General features: G+C 68.5%; 17 protein-coding genes. 9 read left to right on the top strand and 8 right to left on the bottom strand.

The annotated features are described in order from the left end of the window. Positions 1-6: 6 nt before the first annotated feature. Complete coding sequence (locus ACIOC0_RS09265; protein ID WP_402153992.1) at positions 7-687, bottom strand: TetR/AcrR family transcriptional regulator; 681 nt, start codon at positions 685-687, stop codon at positions 7-9. Between the two features lie 68 nt (positions 688-755). On the opposite strand from ACIOC0_RS09265, the gene ACIOC0_RS09260 reads away from it, so the two are divergent. After that, the gene (locus ACIOC0_RS09260) at positions 756-1,865 is read left to right on the top strand and encodes an FAD-dependent oxidoreductase (RefSeq protein ID WP_402153990.1); all 1,110 of its coding nucleotides are present in this window, start codon (positions 756-758) and stop codon (positions 1,863-1,865) included. 51 nt (positions 1,866-1,916) lie between these two features. Here the strand turns inward: ACIOC0_RS09260 and dnaB are convergent, their stop codons facing one another. Beyond that, positions 1,917-3,395, bottom strand: a complete 1,479-nt coding sequence (gene dnaB / locus ACIOC0_RS09255) for a replicative DNA helicase (protein ID WP_130439193.1) — start codon at positions 3,393-3,395, stop codon at positions 1,917-1,919. A gap of 459 nt (positions 3,396-3,854) precedes the next feature. Between dnaB and ACIOC0_RS09250 the strand changes: the two genes are divergently transcribed. Beyond that, the gene (locus tag ACIOC0_RS09250) at positions 3,855-5,192 is read left to right on the top strand and encodes an MATE family efflux transporter (RefSeq protein ID WP_402153988.1); all 1,338 of its coding nucleotides are present in this window, start codon (positions 3,855-3,857) and stop codon (positions 5,190-5,192) included. Positions 5,193-5,328: 136 nt separating this feature from the next. Here the strand turns inward: ACIOC0_RS09250 and rplI are convergent, their stop codons facing one another. The 4 genes from rplI to rpsF form a co-directional block, all read right to left on the bottom strand. Continuing rightward, a complete protein-coding gene (gene rplI / locus ACIOC0_RS09245) occupies positions 5,329-5,775 on the bottom strand; it encodes a 50S ribosomal protein L9 (RefSeq protein WP_130439189.1) in 447 nt (148 codons plus the stop codon). 18 nt (positions 5,776-5,793) lie between these two features. Continuing rightward, a complete protein-coding gene (gene rpsR, locus ACIOC0_RS09240; protein ID WP_003949403.1) occupies positions 5,794-6,030 on the bottom strand; it encodes a 30S ribosomal protein S18 in 237 nt (78 codons plus the stop codon). A 45-nt stretch (positions 6,031-6,075) separates the two neighbouring features. Then, entirely contained in the window at positions 6,076-6,660 is a 585-nt protein-coding gene (locus ACIOC0_RS09235) for a single-stranded DNA-binding protein (RefSeq protein ID WP_402153986.1), read from the bottom strand. A gap of 80 nt (positions 6,661-6,740) precedes the next feature. Further along, entirely contained in the window at positions 6,741-7,031 is a 291-nt protein-coding gene (gene rpsF, locus ACIOC0_RS09230; protein ID WP_004950685.1) for a 30S ribosomal protein S6, read from the bottom strand. Between the two features lie 286 nt (positions 7,032-7,317). Here rpsF and ACIOC0_RS09225 point away from each other — a divergent pair, with 286 nt between their 5' ends. The 3 genes from ACIOC0_RS09225 to ACIOC0_RS09215 all read left to right on the top strand — a co-directional run bounded on the left by ACIOC0_RS09225 (position 7,318) and on the right by ACIOC0_RS09215 (position 10,067). Next, positions 7,318-7,629, top strand: coding sequence for a hypothetical protein (locus ACIOC0_RS09225; RefSeq protein WP_130439184.1), 312 nt, complete (start codon positions 7,318-7,320; stop codon positions 7,627-7,629). A 211-nt stretch (positions 7,630-7,840) separates the two neighbouring features. Beyond that, positions 7,841-8,962, top strand: a complete 1,122-nt coding sequence (gene femX, locus ACIOC0_RS09220; protein WP_130439182.1) for a peptidoglycan bridge formation glycyltransferase FemX — start codon at positions 7,841-7,843, stop codon at positions 8,960-8,962. A 73-nt stretch (positions 8,963-9,035) separates the two neighbouring features. Next, the gene (locus tag ACIOC0_RS09215; protein WP_130439180.1) at positions 9,036-10,067 is read left to right on the top strand and encodes an alanine racemase; all 1,032 of its coding nucleotides are present in this window, start codon (positions 9,036-9,038) and stop codon (positions 10,065-10,067) included. Positions 10,068-10,161: 94 nt separating this feature from the next. On the opposite strand, the gene ACIOC0_RS09210 is transcribed toward ACIOC0_RS09215, so the two are convergent. Continuing rightward, on the bottom strand, positions 10,162-11,661 hold the full coding sequence (locus ACIOC0_RS09210; RefSeq protein ID WP_402153983.1) for a glycosyltransferase family 87 protein: 1,500 nt from the start codon (positions 11,659-11,661) through the stop codon (positions 10,162-10,164). A gap of 129 nt (positions 11,662-11,790) precedes the next feature. Further along, entirely contained in the window at positions 11,791-14,460 is a 2,670-nt protein-coding gene (locus ACIOC0_RS09205) for a transglycosylase domain-containing protein (RefSeq protein WP_402153981.1), read from the bottom strand. A gap of 385 nt (positions 14,461-14,845) precedes the next feature. Here ACIOC0_RS09205 and ACIOC0_RS09200 point away from each other — a divergent pair, with 385 nt between their 5' ends. From ACIOC0_RS09200 to ACIOC0_RS09185, 4 genes are all read left to right on the top strand, one after another. Next, complete coding sequence (locus ACIOC0_RS09200; RefSeq protein ID WP_352251210.1) at positions 14,846-15,529, top strand: helix-turn-helix transcriptional regulator; 684 nt, start codon at positions 14,846-14,848, stop codon at positions 15,527-15,529. A 44-nt stretch (positions 15,530-15,573) separates the two neighbouring features. After that, positions 15,574-16,656: an inositol-3-phosphate synthase gene (locus ACIOC0_RS09195; RefSeq protein WP_130439174.1), complete on the top strand. Its 1,083-nt coding sequence runs from the start codon at positions 15,574-15,576 to the stop codon at positions 16,654-16,656. A 106-nt stretch (positions 16,657-16,762) separates the two neighbouring features. Next, a complete protein-coding gene (locus tag ACIOC0_RS09190; RefSeq protein WP_402153979.1) occupies positions 16,763-18,055 on the top strand; it encodes an MFS transporter in 1,293 nt (430 codons plus the stop codon). 89 nt (positions 18,056-18,144) lie between these two features. After that, a complete protein-coding gene (locus ACIOC0_RS09185; RefSeq protein WP_402153977.1) occupies positions 18,145-18,645 on the top strand; it encodes a hypothetical protein in 501 nt (166 codons plus the stop codon). Positions 18,646-18,732: the final 87 nt, after the last annotated feature.

Raw genomic sequence — 18,732 nt, 5'->3', positions numbered from 1 at the left:
CCCGCGTCACCTCGCCATACGCGCGTCGATGCCGTCGAGCAGGAAGTCGAGGCCCATACGGAAGGTGTGGTCGGCGTCGTGGTGGGCGGCATCGCGCACCACCGTGGCCAGCGCGGGGAACCGCCCGGTGGCGAAGGTTCGCTCCAGATAGGGCCCGAGAGAGGCCTGCCAACGCTTCTCGTCCATCCCGGTGGCCCTCTCGGCACGCCGCTCGGCGATCTCACGACGCACCGCACCGATCACGTACGCGTTGACCGCGGCGACCACCGGCATGACGGCGTTCACATCGACGTCGCCCAGCGCGGCCATGACGCTCTCCCCGCTGGCCAGCGCGTGCGGACCCAGCTGGGGGCGGCCACCCAGGAGATCGGCGAGCCATTCGTGCTCGTGGACGGCGTGCCGGGTGGCTTCGGCGAGAGACCGGAGCACCTCCCGCCAGCCGTCTCCGACCGGCCGGATCTCGGCGTAGGCGGCGTCGACCATCAGGTCGAGCAGCTCCTCCTTGCCGGCGATGTAGCCGTAGAGCCGCATCGGCCGGACGTCGAGCGCCCCGGCGACCTTGCGCAGCGACACCGCGTCCAAGCCGTCCGCGTCGGCCAGCCGGATCGCCGCTCGCACGATCCGCTCCCGGCTCAACGCGGCCGGTACGGGGCGATTCGGGGGCTCCGGCCTCTCCCACACCAACATGCCGCCAACGATACATCGCATCGGGCGATACAGTGTATCGATTGATACGGCGTATCGAAGGAGCGACCATGACCATCGCCATCGTCGGAGCGGGACTGGGCGGCTTGACCCTTGCCCGGTTGCTGCACATGAACGGCATCGACGCCGTCGTGTACGAACGTGAGCCGTCCCGCGCCGCACGCGGGCAGGGCGGCATGCTCGACATCCACTCGGGCCAGCGGGCGCTGCGAGAGGCAGGACTGATCGACCGGTTCCACGCGATAGCCCGCGGCGAGGGCCAGGACATGCGCCTGCTCGAACCGGACGGCACCCTGCTGCTCCAGGAGGACACGCCCGACGACGCCCCACTGGCGCGACCCGAGGTCGACCGCGCCGATCTTCGTGACCTGCTGCTGGACTCCCTCCCTGACGACATGGTGCGCTGGGGCCACACGTTCATATCCGCCGGCGACGGCCTGCTCCGCTTCGCCGACGGCACCACTGCGACCCACGACCTTCTGGTCGGCGCGGACGGCGCGCGCTCCCGGGTCCGTCCGCTGCTCACCGACGCCCGCCCGGCGCACATCGGCCAGAACGTCGTCGAGATCGGCATTCCCGACATCGACCGCACGCATCCCGACCTCGCGGCGATGGTCGGGCGCGGCAACTATTGGGTGCTCGGCAACGGAGTGTCCCTGGCGGCACAGCGCAACGGCGACGGCCGCGTCCGCATCGGGCTCAGTTTCTACGGCACCGGCGAGGACTGGTTCGCCGTGAGCGGGATCCCGTTCGACGATCCGGCCGCCGCCAGGGAGCGGCTGATCGACCTGCTCCCCGGCTGGGACCCACGGTTCACCGCGCTGATCGCCGCCTGTGACGACACGGTGGTGCCGCGGCCGATCACCGCTCTCCCGGTCGGACTGACCTGGCCGTCGAGACCGGACGTCACGCTGATCGGCGATGCCGCGCATCTGATGCCGCCGGTCGGAGAGGGCGCCAACATGGCGCTGCTGGACGGCGCCCTGCTGGGTCTCGCGCTGGCCTCGCACCCGGATGACTTTCCCTCGGCCGTCGAAGAGTACGAACGCGAGATGTTCGAACGCACCGGCGCCGCCGCCCGGATGTCCGCGAAGATCCAGGCCATGCTGACATCGCCGGACGCCGCCCGGAAGATGCTCGCGTTCTTCCAGCCCGACTGAAAGCTTCCCGGCTGAAGGCCCCCGAGAACGACCGGGTGACAGCCCGCAGGCTCAGGTCTGGGCCATGTCCACGAAGCGTGAGTAGTGGCCCTGGAAGGCGACCGTGATCGTCGCCGTGGGGCCGTTACGGTGCTTGGCCACGATCAGGTCGGCCTCGCCCGCCCGCGGCGACTCCTTCTCGTACGCGTCCTCACGGTGCAGCAGGATCACCATGTCGGCGTCCTGCTCGATGGAGCCCGACTCACGCAGGTCGGAGACCATGGGCTTCTTGTCGGTGCGCTGCTCGGGGCCACGGTTGAGCTGGGACAGCGCGATCACGGGGATCTCCAGCTCCTTGGCGAGGAGCTTGAGGTTACGGGACATGTCCGAGACCTCCTGCTGGCGGTTCTCGGCGCGCTTGGAGCCGCCGGACTGCATCAGCTGGAGATAGTCGATGACGACCAGCCTGATGTCATTGCGCTGCTTGAGACGGCGGCACTTGGCCCGGATCTCCATCATCGACAGGTTCGGGGAGTCGTCGATGAAGAGCGGGGCGGCCGAGACGTCCGGCATCCGGCGGGCGAGCCGGGTCCAGTCCTCGTCGGTCATCGTCCCGGAACGCATGTGGTGCAGGGCGACCCGCGCCTCGGCGGACAGCAGGCGCATCGCGATCTCGTTGCGCCCCATCTCCAGGGAGAAGATCACGCTGGGCAGGTTGTTCTTGATCGACGCGGCCCGTGCGAAGTCCAGCGCGAGCGTGGACTTTCCCATGGCGGGACGGGCGGCGATGACGATCATCTGACCGGGATGCAGCCCGTTGGTGAGCGAGTCGAAGTCGGTGAAGCCGGTCGGCACACCGGTCATCTCGCCGCTGCGCGAGCCGATCGCCTCGATCTCGTCGAGGGCGCCTTCCATGATGTCGCCCAGGGGGAGGTAGTCCTCGCTGGTGCGCTGCTCGGTGACGGCGTAGATCTCCGCCTGGGCACGGTTGACGATCTCGTCGACGTCGTCGTCGGCCGCGTATCCCATCTGGGTGATGCGGGTGCCGGCCTCGACCAGGCGGCGCAGCACCGCCCGCTCGTGGACGATCTCCGCGTAGTACTCGGCGTTGGCGGCCGTGGGCACGGTCTGGACGAGCGTGTGCAGGTACGACGCGCCGCCGACCTTGTTGATCTCGCCGCGCTTGGTGAGCTCGGCGGCGATGGTGATGGGGTCGGCTGGCTCGCCCTTGGCGTAGACGTCGAGGATCGCCTGGTAGATCGTCTCGTGGGCGGGCTTGTAGAAGTCGTGGCCCTTGAGGATCTCCACCACGTCGGCGATGGCGTCCTTGGACAGGAGCATGCCGCCGAGCACGGACTGTTCGGCGTCCAGATCCTGGGGCGGCACCCGCTCGAAGGCCGTGCCGCCGCCGTCCCACTCGCCGCTGTCCCGGCCCCGGTCGTGCTGTTCGTCCCGTCCGCGGCCCACGTCGCCGCGCCGCCGGGAGGAGGGCAGACGATCGCTGGGGCCAGCGTCGGCCCAGGGATCGTCCAAGGGCTCGGAAATGCTCACCGAGCCACCTCCTCCCGTCCGCGGAGCGGACCTCGCCGGGCACGTCATTTCTACGCCACGGCACTGACAACTGAGAGGCCCAACTCCGGTCCTGGCGGGTGGGTTCCGCAGGGGTTCCCCAGCCGGTGGACGGAGCGGGCGCCGGACCACGGTAGGCCCGTGAGCGGCGTCAGCCAATCTGGTTATCCACAGGCCATGTGGACGACCGGCCCTATGCTGTGGAGAACTCCGCGAAACCTGTGCACGACCCGGTGGACAGCCCTGTGAACAAGCCCTCGTATTTCACGAGGGAATCGCCCTGACCTGCAGTTTCACCATCCACGGGCTGTGCAGAAGAAAAAGTTTCCCGGTCGGGCCAAGATCGCGTCGAACGGTGCGCGAGAAGCGGCCCGACCGGAAGCCCTGTAAGAGGCAGGGGGTTGTAGCATCACTTACCTGTGGAAGATTGGATTGGTGCTCATGACACAGGTTCCCGCGACCGCCAAGGCCACCCGGCGACAACATGATCGTGAGATCGTCGCACTGGCAGTTCCGGCCTTCGGAGCGCTCGTCGCCGAGCCTCTCTTCGTCATGGTCGACAGCGCGATCGTGGGCCACCTCGGCACGGCTCAGCTCGCCGGCCTGGGCATCGCCTCCGCACTCCTCACGACCGCCGTGAGCGTCTTCGTCTTCCTCGCCTACGCCACCACGGCGGCCGTCGCCCGTCGGGTGGGGGCCGGAGACCTCCCGGCGGCCATCCGCCAAGGCATGGACGGCATCTGGCTGGCGCTGCTGCTCGGCGCCGCCGTGATCGCCGTCGTCCTGCCCACGGCACCCGCGCTCGTGGAGGCGTTCGGCGCCTCCGACACCGCCGCCCCCTACGCGATCACCTATCTGCGCATCTCGGCGCTCGGCATACCGGCCATGCTCGTCGTGCTGGCCGCGACCGGCGTTCTCCGCGGACTGCAGGACACGAGGACACCGCTCTACGTCGCCATCTCGGGCTTCCTCGCCAACGCCCTCCTCAACGTGGGGCTCGTCTACGGGGCGGGGCTCGGCATCGCCGGCTCCGCCTGGGGCACCGTCGTCGCTCAGTGCGGCATGGCCGTCGTCTACCTCGCCGTGGTGGTCCGGGGCGCCCGCCGTCACGGAGCCTCGCTGCGTCCCGACGCCGCCGGAATACGGGCATCGGCCCAGACCGGAGCACCGCTGTTGGTGCGCACCCTCCCCCTGCGCGCCGTCCTCATGATCGCCACGGCGGTGGCAGCGCGTCTCGGCGACGCCGACATCGCGGCGCATCAGATCATCCTGTCGCTGTGGAGCCTGCTCGCCTTCGCTCTCGACGCCATCGCCATCGCAGGGCAGGCGATCATCGGGCGCTATCTCGGCGCCGGCGACGCCCAGGGCGCCCGGGCCGCCTGCCGCCGCATGGTCGAGTGGGGCGTCGCCGTAGGCGTGGTGCTCGGAGTGCTCGTCGTGGTCTCGCGACCGCTCGTCCTCCCCCTGTTCAGCGGCGATCCGATCGTGAAGGACACCGCGCTGCCGGCTCTGCTCGTGGTGGCGCTCTCCCAGCCGATCTGCGGCGTCGTCTTCGTCCTCGACGGCGTACTGATGGGCGCGGGGGACGGCCCCTACCTGGCGTGGGCGATGGTGCTCACGCTGGCCGTCTTCGCACCGGTGGCCGTGCTCGTACCGGTGCTCGGCGGCGGGCTGACCGCCCTGTGGGGCGCGATGACGTTGATGATGGCGGTGCGGTTGCTGACCCTGTGGCTCCGCGCCCGGTCCGGTCGCTGGGTAGTGACCGGCGCAACACGCTGACACGGGCCGGGGCCTTACCCCCGGACTGCGAGCCGACTCGTTTCACGTGGAACCGTGACTCGCTTCCGGACACGCGGAAGGGGCCGCACCTCGGAAGGTGCGGCCCCTTCTCAGCTCTGCGAGCCGAGCACGGCGATCAGGCCGAGACGACCTCGATGTTGACCTTGGCGGCAACCTCGGGGTGCAGACGCACGGACGTCTCGTGGGCGCCCAGGGTCTTGATCGGCGAACCGAGCTCGATGCGGCGCTTGTCGACCTCGGGGCCACCGGCAGCCTTGATCGCCGAGGCGATGTCGGCCGGGGTGACGGAACCGAAGAGACGACCGGCGTCGCCGGAGCGGACGGCCAGGCGGACCTTCACGCCCTCGAGCTGGGCCTTCACGGAGTTGGCCTGCTCGATGGTCTGGATCTCGTGGATCTTGCGAGCGCGACGGATCTGCTCGACGTCCTTCTCGCCACCCTTGGTCCAGCGGATAGCGAACTTCCGCGGGATCAGGTAGTTGCGAGCGTAACCGTCCTTGACGTCGACGACGTCGCCCGCGGCGCCGAGGCCGGAGACCTCGTGGGTGAGGATGATCTTCATGTGTCGGTCACCCTTCCCTTATCGCGCGGTGGAGGTGTAGGGCAGCAGCGCCATCTCACGGCTGTTCTTGACGGCCGTGGCGACGTCACGCTGGTGCTGCGTGCAGTTGCCGGTCACGCGGCGGGCACGGATCTTGCCGCGGTCGGAAATGAACTTCCGCAGCATGTTCGTGTCCTTGTAGTCCACGTACGTGACCTTGTCCTTGCAGAAAGCGCAGACCTTCTTCTTAGGCTTGCGCACAGGCGGCTTCGCCATGGTGTTTCTCCTGTGTGATCAAGAAGTTGGGACGCGAACCCGCCCTTAGAAGGGGGGCTCGTCCGAGTAGCCGCCACCGCTGCCGCCGGCGGAGTTCCCACCCCAGCCGCCGCCACCGCCGCCGGAGTTGCCACCGGCGGGAGCGCTGCTCGCCCACGGGTCGTCGGAGGGGGCGCCGCCCTGCTGGCCGCCGCCGGGGCCACCGCCCCAGCCGCCGCCACCCTGGCTGCCGCTGTAACCGCCTCCGCCACCCTGGCCACCGCGACCGGTGGTCTTGGTGACCTTGGCCGTGGCGTTGCGCAGGCTGGGGCCGACCTCCTCGACGTCCAGCTCGAAGACCGTGCGCTTGACGCCCTCGCGGTCCTCGTAGGACCGCTGCTTCAGCCGGCCCTGCACGACGACGCGCATGCCACGCTGGAGCGACTCGGCGACGTTCTCCGCCGCCTGCCGCCAGACCGAGCAGGTCAGGAAGAGGCTTTCGCCGTCCTTCCACTCGTTCGTCTGGCGGTCGAAGGTGCGGGGGGTGGACGCGACACGGAACTTCGCGACCGCCGCACCGGAGGGGGTGAAGCGCAGCTCGGGGTCATCGACGAGATTGCCGATGACCGTGATGACGGTCTCGCCTGCCATGGGGAACCTCTCGGCGGGTTTGCTGCTGCTGGCTGCTGGTGCTGCTACTCAGATTCCCGAGATCAGCTGAGCGGGAGAGCTCAGTGGGTCTCGGGACGGAGGACCTTGGTCCGGAGGACCGACTCGTTCAGGTTCATCTGGCGGTCGAGCTCCTTGACGACCGCAGGCTCGGCCTGCAGGTCGATGACCGAGTAGATGCCCTCGGGCTTCTTCTTGATCTCGTACGCGAGACGACGACGGCCCCAGGTGTCGACCTTCTCCACCTTTCCGTTGCCCTCACGGACGACGGAGAGGAAGTTCTCGATCAGCGGGGAGACAGCGCGCTCCTCGAGATCGGGGTCGAGGATGACCATCACCTCGTAGTGACGCATGTGGAACCCACCTCCTTCGGACTCAGCGGCCACGGTCGTTCCGTGGCAGGAGGGTTGTGATGCGTTCGCAACGGTATCGGCCGCCACTGACAGTCGGGGTCGGCTTGCGACGTCCCCGCGCCGAGCTGGGCGGAAGCCCTGGCTGTGCCTGGGCAGACACCGGTGCAGACGGTACAGACTACCTGCATGCGTGCTTGCGGTTGAAATCCGCCCGGGAGGACCCTCAGTCTGTACGCATCGGGTGTGTACGGCGCTACGATGCGCCGCCTTCCGCAGGAGGTGCCCTATGGCACAGGCATTGCGACCCAACACCGCCGGCTCTCTCTTCGCCACCGACGGCCGACCCCATCCCGTGCAGCACGCCATGATGGCGGCGACCCTGCTGCTCGGGGCGGTGTCCTTCATCACGGCGATGTTCGACAACCTCCACCTGCTCAGCTCGTGGGCCGGCTTGGTGGGGATCTTCACCGGCGCCTACGGACAGTGGATCTCCGAGACCACCCGTGAGCGCTTCTTCCTGATCCTGGGCCTCGGCGCCTCCGGCGTCGGCTTCTTCCTCGGCATGGCGCACGGCGGCCTCTTCGGCGGCCTCTGGTGAGCTGAGCCACGCCGACCCGGCACCGCGACACCGTCCGCACCCTCATGCACGACTGACGACCGTCGGATCCGCGAACCGCCCCTGCCGCCTCGCCGGCCGGGGCGAAGGTCCCGTGCGCCCGGTCGGGCCGCTCCTCAGGCGCAGTAGGCTTCGCGCGAGAGCCAGGAGCCCCTGTACCCATGGGGACACACCAGCCCGAGGAGCGCCCCGAATGAGCCTGACCCTGAGGACGATCAGCCGCGAGCAGCATCTGGCGTACATCCAGAGCCTGCCGTCGGCGAGCCACATGCAGGTTCCGGCCTGGGCCGACGTCAAGGCCGAGTGGCGGTCGGAGAACCTCGGCTGGTTCGACGACAGGACCGGCGAACTCGTCGGCGCCGGCCTCGTCCTCTACCGTCAACTCCCCAAGATCAAGCGGTACTTGGCCTATCTGCCCGAGGGCCCGGTCATCAACTGGTACGCGCCGAACCTGACCGAGTGGCTGGAACCGATGCTCGCGCACCTGCGGCAACAGGGCGCCTTCTCCGTGAAGATGGGCCCGCCGGTGATCATCCGTCGCTGGGAGGCCACCTCCATCAAGGCGGGCATCCAGAACCCGGACGTCAAGCGACTGCGCGACATCGAGGCCGACTTCATCGAGCCGCGTGCCTTCGAGGTGGCCGACAAGCTGCGCCGCATGGGCTGGCAGCAGGGCGAGGACGGCGGCGCCGGCTTCGGTGACGTCCAGCCCCGGTACGTCTACCAGGTGCCGCTGGCGAACCGTTCCCTCGAAGAGGTGCACAAGAACTTCAACCAGCTGTGGCGCCGCAACATCAAGAAGGCCGAGAAGGCCGGCGTCGAGGTCGTCCAGGGCGGCTACCACGACCTGGAGGAGTGGCAGCGGCTGTACGAGATCACGGCCGTGCGCGACCACTTCCGGCCGCGCCCGCTGTCGTACTTCCAGCGCATGTGGACGGCTCTCAACACCGAGGACCCGAACCGCATGCGGCTGTACTTCGCCCGCCACAACGGGGTGAACCTGTCGGCGGCGACCATGCTGATCGTCGGCGGGCACGTGTGGTACTCCTACGGCGCCTCCGACAACATCGGCCGCGAGTTCCGTCCCTCGAACGCCATGCAGTGGCGGATGCTGCGCGACGCCTACGCGCTCGGCGCGACCGTCTACGACCTGCGCGGCATCTCCGACTCGCTGGACGAGTCGGACCACCTGTTCGGCCTGATCCAGTTCAAGGTGGGCACGGGCGGACAGGCCGCCGAGTACCTCGGCGAGTGGGACTTCCCGCTGAACAAGCTGCTCCACAAGGCGCTCGACATCTACATGTCGCGCCGCTGACAGCCTCTCCCTTCTCCGAGCTTCGCTCACCTCCACACCAACCGCAGCCACAAGAAAGGTTCCGGGTCCGGCCATGGCGCTCACGCTTTACGTCGACACCGCGCGCTGGCGGGCGCACCACAAGCACGTGCAGGAGCAGTTCCCGGGACTCGTCCCGGTCTGCAAGGGCAACGGCTACGGATTCGGGCACGAGCGGCTCGCCGAGGAGGCCACACGGCTGGGCTCCGACGTCCTGGCCGTCGGCACCACGTACGAGGCCGCGCGCATCAAGGACTTCTTCAGCGGCGACCTGCTGGTGCTGACCCCCTACCGGCGCGGCGAGGAGCCCGTCCCGCTGCCCGACCGCGTCGTGCGCTCGGTGTCGTCGATCGACGGCGTGTACGGCCTCGTGGGCGCCCGCGTGGTCATCGAGGTGATGTCCTCGATGAAGCGGCACGGCATCAGCGAGCAGGACCTTCACCAACTGCACGCCGCCATAGAGAACGTCCGCCTTGAAGGGTTCGCGATCCACCTGCCGCTGGACCGCACCGACGGCTCCGACGCCGTCGAGGAGGTCATCGGCTGGATGGACCGGCTGCGCGCGGCCCGGCTGCCGCTGCACACGATGTTCGTCAGCCACCTCAAGGCGGAAGACCTCGCCCGGCTCCAGCAGCAGTTCCCGCAGACCCGGTTCCGCGCCCGTATCGGCACGCGGCTGTGGCTGGGGGACCACGAGGCCACCGAGTACCGGGGCGCCGTTCTGGACGTCACCCGCGTCGCCAAGGGTGACCGGTTCGGCTACCGCCAGCAGAAGGCCGCCTCCGACGGCTTCCTGGTGGTCGTGGCGGGCGGTACGTCGCACGGAGTGGGTCTGGAGGCCCCCAAGGCTCTGCACGGCGTGATGCCGCGCGCCAAGGGCGTCGCCAGGGCCGGCCTCGCCACCGTGAACCGGAACCTCTCGCCGTTCGTCTGGGGCGGCAAGCAGCGCTGGTTCGCCGAGCCCCCGCACATGCAGGTGTCGATCCTGTTCGTGCCTTCGGACGCCCCCGAGCCCCAGGTCGGCGAGGAGCTCGTGGCCCATCTGCGGCACACCACCACGCAGTTCGACCGGATCCTGGACCGCTGAGCACCGCGCTCAGTCATCCGCGCGGAACCAACGAAGGCCGTACACGGAGTGTCCGTGCACGGCCTTTCGTCCGCTCGGGCGGCAGTGTGTTCGCTCAGGGCGAACTGTCGGCCGTCGGTTGCTTGCCCCAGTCCGCCCCGGGGTCGTCGAAGCTCGCCTCGTGCCGGGGCGGAGGGTTCGTCGCGCCGAGGACGAAGACGTCGTCCGCCCCGTCGAGCACTCCCCCCGAGGGATCGTCCTCACCGGCCTGACGGACCACGTCCCGCTCCGGCGTGAGGATGTCCCGCACCACCATGACACAGAGGTAGAACGTGCCCAGGAGGTGCACGCCGACCGCCCAGTGGTAGCCGTCGGTGGGCAGACCCTTGTGGGCGTCTCCGCTGGTCGTGTAGGCGAGGTACATCCAGATCCCGAGGAAGTACACGACCTCCGAGACCTGCCAGATCAGGAAGTCCCGCCACTTGGGCCTGGCCAGTGCCGCCAGCGGCACCAGCCACAGGACGTACTGCGGCGAATAGACCTTGTTGGTGAGGATGAAGGCAGCGACCATCAGGAAGGCGAGCTGGGCGAAGCGAGGGCGGCGCGGGGCGGTCAGCGTGAGCCACGCGATGCCGAGGAAGCTCACCCCCACCAGGGCGGTGGCCAGGGTGTTGACGCTGCCGGTGGTGAGGGGATCGCTGGAGTTCTGGGCCAGGATCAGCCAGAAGGACCCGAAGTCGACGCCGCGCTCCTGGCTGAAGGTGTAGAACTTCGACCAGCCGTCGAAGGCGAACAGCATCACCGGCAGGTTGACCACGAGCCATGCGACGAGCGCGCCCGCAACGGCGGTGGCGTAGGCCCGCCACTTCCCCGCGCGCCAGCACAGCACCAGCAGCGGTCCCAGCAGGAAGACGGGATAGAGCTTGGCGGCCGTGGCGAGCCCCAGGAGGACGCCGAAGGCGAGGGGCCTGCTCCGGGACCACATCAGCATCGCCGCGGCCGTCAGAGCGACCGCCAGCAGGTCCCAGTTGATCGTCGCGGTCAGCGCGAAGGCCGGCGCAAGGGCGACCAGCAGACCGTCCCAGGGACGTCGGGCGTGCGTCCGGGTCACGCAGACGGCGATGGCCGCCGCGCACACCATCAGCATCCCGGCGTTGACCATCCAGTACCACTGCTCCTGGTGCTGGACGGTGCCGCTCCCCGGCGTCAGCCAGCTGGCCACCTCCATGAACACACCGGTCAGCACCGGGTATTCGAGGTAGGCCATGTCGCCGGGGAGTTTGTCGAAGTACGGCACCAGCCCGTCGGCGAAGCCGCGTCCCGCGTAGAGGTGCGGGATGTCCGAGTAACAGGCGTGCGTGTACTGGGAACTGGCCCCGTAGAACCAGCCGCCGTCGTAGCAGGGCGCCTTCTGGACCAGGCCGAGGGCGAACATCCCGATCGCCACGAGCGCGATGACCCGTACGGGAGTCAGCCAGGACATCCCGGTCAGGGCGTGCCGTCCCAGAGGGCCGCCGATCAGTTCGCTGCCGGCCTTGGCGATCTCGTCGTCCTGGGTGGGCCGTACCGGCTCCGGGTCGTGCACGCGCGCTGGCGTCGATTCTGCACTGGGCATGGGCGACATCCTGCCGTACCCACCTAGGGAAAAGCCGAGGACCGCCCCACCTGGTCGGGTGAGACGGTCCTCGTTTCACGTGAAACACGGACATGTTTCACGTGAAACAGCCTTGCGGGGCGTTACGGACTAACCGTTCGGGGCGCCGAAGAAGCCTCCGCCGTCACTGCCTCTGCTGGTGCCTGGGGACTCCGAGAGGCTGGGGGACGGACTGATGTCGCCGCCCGGCCCACCGTTGGCGCCTCCGTTGTTGTTCGCTCCGCCCGTTTGGTCGTCGTCACAGCCGAAGAACTTGGTGCAGGTCTCGCTCGGCGAGGGCGAGGGCTCGACCTTGGTCTTGCTGGGACTCGGCGACGGAGAGGGCGATTCCTCCTCGGTCTCGGTGACCGACGGGGTGGGAGTCGGGATCGGGTCCTTGTTCAGGACCTCGCCGATCTCCTCCGGAGCTGGGAAGTCCTTCACCGGCAGGCCGTCCATGGCCTCGGCCATGTAGTCGTGCCAGATCTCGGCCGGGAACGAGGCGCCGTGGATCTTCTTCTGTCCACCCGTGCCGAACATCTCCAGGAACGTGCGGTTCTTGTTCGACTCGTTGTCGTCGTAACGGAACATGGTGACGGCCGTCGACAGCTGCGGCGTGTAGCCGACGAACCAGGCCGACTTGTTGCCGTCGGTGGTGCCGGTCTTGCCGGCCACATCGCGGCCGGGCAGCTGGGCGGCGGTGCCGGTGCCGTCGTCGACCACGGTCTTCAGGATGTCCGTGACGTTGTCGGCGACCTTCTTGGTGAACGCCTGGTTCGTGACGGTCTTGTGCGTGAAGATCGTGCCGTCCTTGCTCGTGACCTTCTCCACGGAGTAGGGCTCACGCTGCTTGCCGCTGGCCGCGAAGGTGGCGTAGGCGCCGGCCATCCGGATCGCGCTCGGGTCGGAGATGCCGATCGAGAACGACGGGAAGCCGGAGCCCGTGAGGCTGCCCTTCTTCAGGCCGGCGTTGAGCGCGGCCTCCTTCACCTTGTCCAGCCCGACGTCCATGCCCAGCTGCACGAAGGCGGAGTTCACCGACTCGCGCATCGCCTCACGCAGGTCGATCTTGAAGTTGGGCGGTTCGCCGTAGGAGGCCTGGCCGTCATTGGTCTGCAGCCACTCCTGGCCCTTCTCGTTCTTCCAGACCGATCCGTCGTACTCCTTGATCTTCAGCTTGTTCTTGCCGCTGAACAAGCTCTTGGGGGAGACGACCGTGCGCTCGTCCTGGGCCTGCGACGAGCCCAGATCCGGGTCACGGACGCCCCAGGTCATCGCTGCCGCGAGCACGAACGGCTTGAACGTGGAACCCACCTGGGCGCCGGTCTGGTCGGAGTTGTTGGTGAAGTGCTTGGTGGCGTCCTCACCGCCGTAGATCGCCTCGATGGCGCCGTTCGCCGGGTTCACGGAGGCCCCGCCGAACTGGACATGGGTGTCCGTCTCCGGACGCTGGTCCGGCTTGATGTTGGCCTTCTTGACCTTCGCGACCGACGTCTCGAGCTCCTTGACCTTGCTCTTGTCGAAGGTCGTGCGGATCGAGTAGCCACCGAGCCGGAGCTTGTCGGCGGTGATCCCGGTTTCCTCGCTGTGCGTGACGAGGTAGCTGTTGGCGAGGTCGACGAGGTAGCCGATCTGCCCGCTCAGCGCGGTGTTCGAGCGCGGGTTCTGCCACTTCGGGAGGGTCGTGTACTTGATCCGCTCGGCGAGCGGCAGATGCTTGTACTCGACCATCTTGTCGAGGGTGTCCTGCATCTGACGGAGCGCCCGCCGGGAGTTGTTCTGAGCCGAGGCGGCCGGGTCGATCGACGTCGCGCCCGCCGGGTCGTAGTACGTGGCGCCCTTCAGCATGGCGGACAGGAAGGCGCACTCACCGGGCTTGAGGTCGATGGCGTCCTTGTTGAAGTACGCGCGGGCGGCGGCCTGGATCCCGTAGGCGCCGCGGCCGTAGTACGCCGAGTTCAGGTAGCCGGCCAGGATCTGGTCCTTGTCGACCTCGGCCCCGACCTTGACGGCGACGAAGATCTCCTTGACCTTGCGGGAGATCGTCTGGGACTGGTCGTTGAGCATGGCGTTCTTGACGTACTGCTGGGTGATGGTGGAGCCACCCTGCGTCTGGCCGCCCCGGGCCATGTTGAACACGGCTCGGGCGATGCCCTTGGGGTCGATGCCGGCGTCGTCGTAGAAGGTCTTGTTCTCCTGCGAGATCACCGCCCAGCGCATCGCCTCCGGGATCTGCGAGAGATCGACGATCTGCCGGTTCGTCTCCCCACCGGTGGCGACCATCTGGCTGCCGTCTTTCCAGTAGTAGACGTTGTTCTGCGCCTCCGCCGTCTTGTCGACCTCGGGGATGCCCACCATGGCGTACCCGATGCCCGCGGCGGCCACCAGGCTGCCGAAGAAGGCGACGCACAGCCCGGCGACGAGCTTCCAGGACGGCGTCCAGCGACGCCAGCCGTCCTTGTCGGCGCGCGGGTAGTCGACCAGGCGCTTGCGGCCGGGAGGCCTGGACGAAACGCCGCGGCGGCCTGCGGCGGGTTCGGCTGCTCTGCGCCGGCCACCGCCCGCGCTTCTCTGGGTCGCGCGTCGGGCCTCGGCCCGGCCGCCGGGCGATCCGTCGCCTCCCAACCCGTAGTAACTACCCGACCCGTGGGAGTCGGAGGGAGACCCGGTGGCGTCTCGCGGTGCCGCGCGGCGGCCGGAGGGCGAGCCGGGCTGGCCGCGTCGGGCCGCGGCACGTCCGCCCTCCTGCGGCTGCGGCGGTTTGCGACGGTGCTCGCTCATCGAACGATTACTCCTCGGGCAGGCGCATCCGTGCGCGCCTGGAAACGGCGGCTGGTTTCCTGTCCCCCCGAAGTACGGACGCGGTCGGTTGCGCATTCATCCGTACGGCACCGAGGACCTCGACGCCCCCCGGCGTCTCCTGGGTCCCGGTGGTGTGCATGGCGCACAGACTACGCACCGCCAAAACCTGCCCAGCTCCGAAGTTCACCCCAAACCCGGCAACTCGCCCCCAACTCATGCCCGATGTGATCCCGCTCACGGAACCCGCGCTTGTCGCATCCCGGAGGTCGCTCTATCGTGCTGATGTATCGAGTCGATACATCAGCGCGACATAAGCCGTCTGGGGAGCCCGTCACAGCGGGCCGGGGCAGAGAGGAGGCGACCCATGAGCCGGCGTTCCGGGATCCTGGAGTTCGCCGTACTCGGTCTCCTCCGCGAATCCCCGATGCACGGTTACGAGCTGCGCAAACGGCTCAACACGTCGCTGGGGGTGTTCCGGGCGTTCAGCTACGGAACCCTCTACCCCTGCCTCAAGACGCTGGTCGCCAACGGCTGGTTGATCGAGGAGGCGGGCAGCACCCCGGAGGACGCCCTCGCCGCATCCCTCACCGGCCGCCGTGCCAAGATCGTCTACCGGCTGACGGCGGAAGGTAAGGACCACTTCGAGGACCTGCTCTCCCAGACCGGGCCCGACGCGTACGAGGACGAGCACTTCGCGGCTCGCTTCGCCTTCTTCGGGCAGACCTCCCGCGATGTGCGCATGCGCGTCCTGGAGGGCCGCCGCAGCCGGCTGGAGGAGCGGCTGGAGAAGATGCGCGCCTCCTTCGCGCGCACCCGGGAGCGCCTCGACGACTACACGCTTGAGCTCCAGCGCCACGGAATGGAGTCCGTGGAGCGCGAAGTGCGCTGGCTGAACGAGCTCATCGAGAGCGAGCGGGCCGGACGGGACCTGAGAAGTCCCGCTTCCGGGGGATCCGCTCAGCAGGACACCACACATGGAGCGTCGGGCGGCCTGCCCCGTACCGGGGACACCCCCCGGACGGATACGCCCGACGACACCGCCACGTGAGCGCCCAGTCAGGGCCTCACTCGTACACACAGGGAGCAACCGGAATGGGTTCGGTTCGCGTAGCCATCGTCGGCGTGGGCAACTGCGCCGCGTCGCTGGTGCAGGGCGTCGAGTACTACAAGGACGCCGACCCGGCGTCCAAGGTCCCGGGCCTGATGCACGTCCAGTTCGGCGACTACCACGTCCGCGACGTCGAGTTCGTCGCCGCGTTCGACGTCGACGCGAAGAAGGTCGGCCTGGACCTCTCGGACGCCATCGGCGCCTCCGAGAACAACACCATCAAGATCTGCGACGTGCCCACCACCGGTGTCACCGTGCAGCGCGGCCACACCCTGGACGGTCTCGGCAAGTACTACCGCGAGACCATCGAGGAGTCCGCCGAGGAGCCGGTCGACATCGTCCAGGCCCTCAAGGACAAGCAGGTCGACGTCCTCGTCTGCTACCTGCCCGTCGGCTCCGAGGACGCGGCGAAGTACTACGCCCAGTGCGCTATCGACGCCAAGGTCGCCTTCGTCAACGCCCTCCCGGTCTTCATCGCCGGCACAAAGGAGTGGGCGGACAAGTTCACCGAGGCGGGCGTCCCGATCGTCGGCGACGACATCAAGTCCCAGGTCGGCGCCACCATCACGCACCGCGTCATGGCAAAGCTGTTCGAGGACCGCGGCGTCGTCCTGGACCGCACGATGCAGCTGAATGTCGGCGGCAACATGGACTTCAAGAACATGCTGGAGCGCGACCGCCTGGAGTCCAAGAAGATCTCCAAGACGCAGGCCGTCACCTCGCAGATCCCCGACCGTGAGCTCGGCGAGAAGAACGTCCACATCGGCCCGTCCGACTACGTCGCCTGGCTCGACGACCGCAAGTGGGCCTACGTGCGCCTCGAAGGCCGCGCCTTCGGCGACGTCCCGCTGAACCTGGAGTACAAGCTCGAGGTCTGGGACTCCCCGAACTCCGCCGGCGTCATCATCGACGCGCTGCGCGCCGCCAAGATCGCCAAGGACCGCGGCATCGGCGGCCCGATCCTCTCCGCGTCGAGCTACTTCATGAAGTCCCCGCCGGTCCAGTACTTCGACGACGTGGCCCGTGAGAACGTCGAGAAGTTCATCAAGGGTGAGGTCGAGCGCTAGCCGAGCCCGCTGCGCGCTCCGACTCGCTGAGTCGCTCCTGCCAGGGCCGGAGAGGGGCCCCGGGTCGTCGACCCGGGGCCCGTCTCCGTATGTGAGGCTGTGCCCCATGCCCGTCGTCCGTGATCTGCGCCTCCTGCTGCGATTCGGCAACTTCCGGCGCCTGCTCGCCGTGCGGCTGCTCTCGCAGTGCGCCGACGGCGTCTACCAGGTCGCGCTGGCGGCGTACGTCGTCTTCTCACCGGAGAAACAGACCTCGGCCACGGCGATCGCCTCGGCGATGGCGGTGCTGCTGCTGCCGTACTCCCTGGTCGGCCCCTTCGCCGGCGTCCTGCTGGACCGCTGGCGCCGCCGGCAGGTCTTCCTCTACGGCAATCTGCTGCGCGCCCTGCTGGCGGCGGCGACCGCCGTCCTGATGATCGCGCCCGTTCCCGACTGGCTGTTCTACGTCTCCGCCCTGTGCGTCACCGCGGTCAACCGCTTCGTCCTGGCCGGTCTCTCCGCGGCACTGCCCCGGGTCGTCGACGCCGAGCGCCTGGTGATGGCCAACTCCCTCTCCCCGACGGCCGGGACCCTCGCGGCGACCGCGGGCGGAGGTTTCGCGTTCGTCGTACGGCTGGCGGTCGCGGACTCCGACGCGGCCGTCGTCCTGCTGGGCGCCGCCCTGTATCTGTGCGGAGCGCTCGCCGCACTACGCATGACACGGGATCTGCTCGGACCGGACTCGGCCTCGGTGCAGCCACGGTTCACGGCGGCGCTCGCCGGGACCGCCCGCGACCTGGCGGCCGGTATGCGTCACCTCGCCGAACCGCGCCGCCGGGGAGCGGCGGTGGCGCTCGGCGCGATGACGCTGATGCGGTTCTGCTACGGCGCCCTGCTGGTCATGCTGCTGATGCTGTGCCGTTACGCCCTGAGCTCCGACACCGGCGACGGCCTGGCCCTTCTGGGGCTGGCCCTGGGCGTCTCCGGCGCCGGCTTCTTCGCCGCGGCCGTCCTGACGCCGGGGGCGGTGGGGCGGCTCGGGCCCGGACGTTGGATCGTCGTGTGCGCGGGAGCCGCGGCGGTACTGGAACCCGCCCTGGGCCTTCCCTTCGCCACGGTCCCTCTGTTGGCCGCGACCTTCGTCCTGGGGCTGACCACACAAGGCGCGAAGATCGCGACGGACACGATCGTGCAGTCCTCGGTCGACGACGGCTTCCGTGGCCGGATCTTTTCCGTGTACGACGTGCTCTTCAACGTCTCCTTCGTGGGTGCCGCCGGGGTGGCCGCGCTGATGCTGCCGCCGGACGGACGCTCGGCGCCCCTCGTGATCACGGTGTCCTTGATCTACGGAGCGGTTGCGGTGATTATGGCCCGCTTTGCTCACACGTCAGGGTCACATCAACGCCACAGACTGATCTAGGAAGAGCAAAGTGGTCTCTGGGGGCCGGTAACTTACGTGGGTCTTACTTTGCGCCAAGCGCGCCCATGTTCCAGGGGGGACAACCCACCATGACCACGCCGCCGCCTCAGGGCCAGAACCCGTACGCCCAGGCGCCCACCGACCCCACGGTGCAGCAGCCCGGCCTGCCGGGGGTTCCCGCTCAGGGCACTCCCGGTCCCTACGCCCCCGTTCCCGACCAGGGTGCGCCGCTGCCCCCGCCGGCGCCGCAGAAGAAGGCGGGCAAGAAGGTGGCGCGCGTCCTCGGCTTCATCGTCGTCGCCGTCGTCATCGGTGTCGCCAAGTGGGGCATCGGCTGGTGGGCGACTTCGACGGACGCGGAGACGACCTCGGTCGGCGCCTGCCTGCACAACGAGGGCAACGAATCCTCGCCCGACCTCAACGAGGTCGACTGCTCCTCGGGCGATGCTCAGTTCAAGGTCGTTGAGAAGTTCGACGGCACGAGCGACGACAAGAAGTGCGAGTCCGTCACCAAGGACTGGACGATCTCCTACATCCAGTCCGGCGGCGGCCACGACGTCGTTCTCTGCCTCGCGGAGACGAAGAAGTAGAGAAGCACAGCGGAGAGCGCGTCAGCGCAGAGGGGCGGTGTTTCACGTGAAACACCGCCCCGTCCGTCTGTGGAGCGGGGGTGTGTT

The organism is Streptomyces sp. NPDC088254 (assembly GCF_044740925.1).
Taxonomy (GTDB): Bacteria; Actinomycetota; Actinomycetes; order Streptomycetales; family Streptomycetaceae; genus Streptomyces.
The sequence above is the reverse complement of the archived record's forward strand: the minus strand, read 5'-3'. Positions and strand labels throughout refer to the sequence as shown.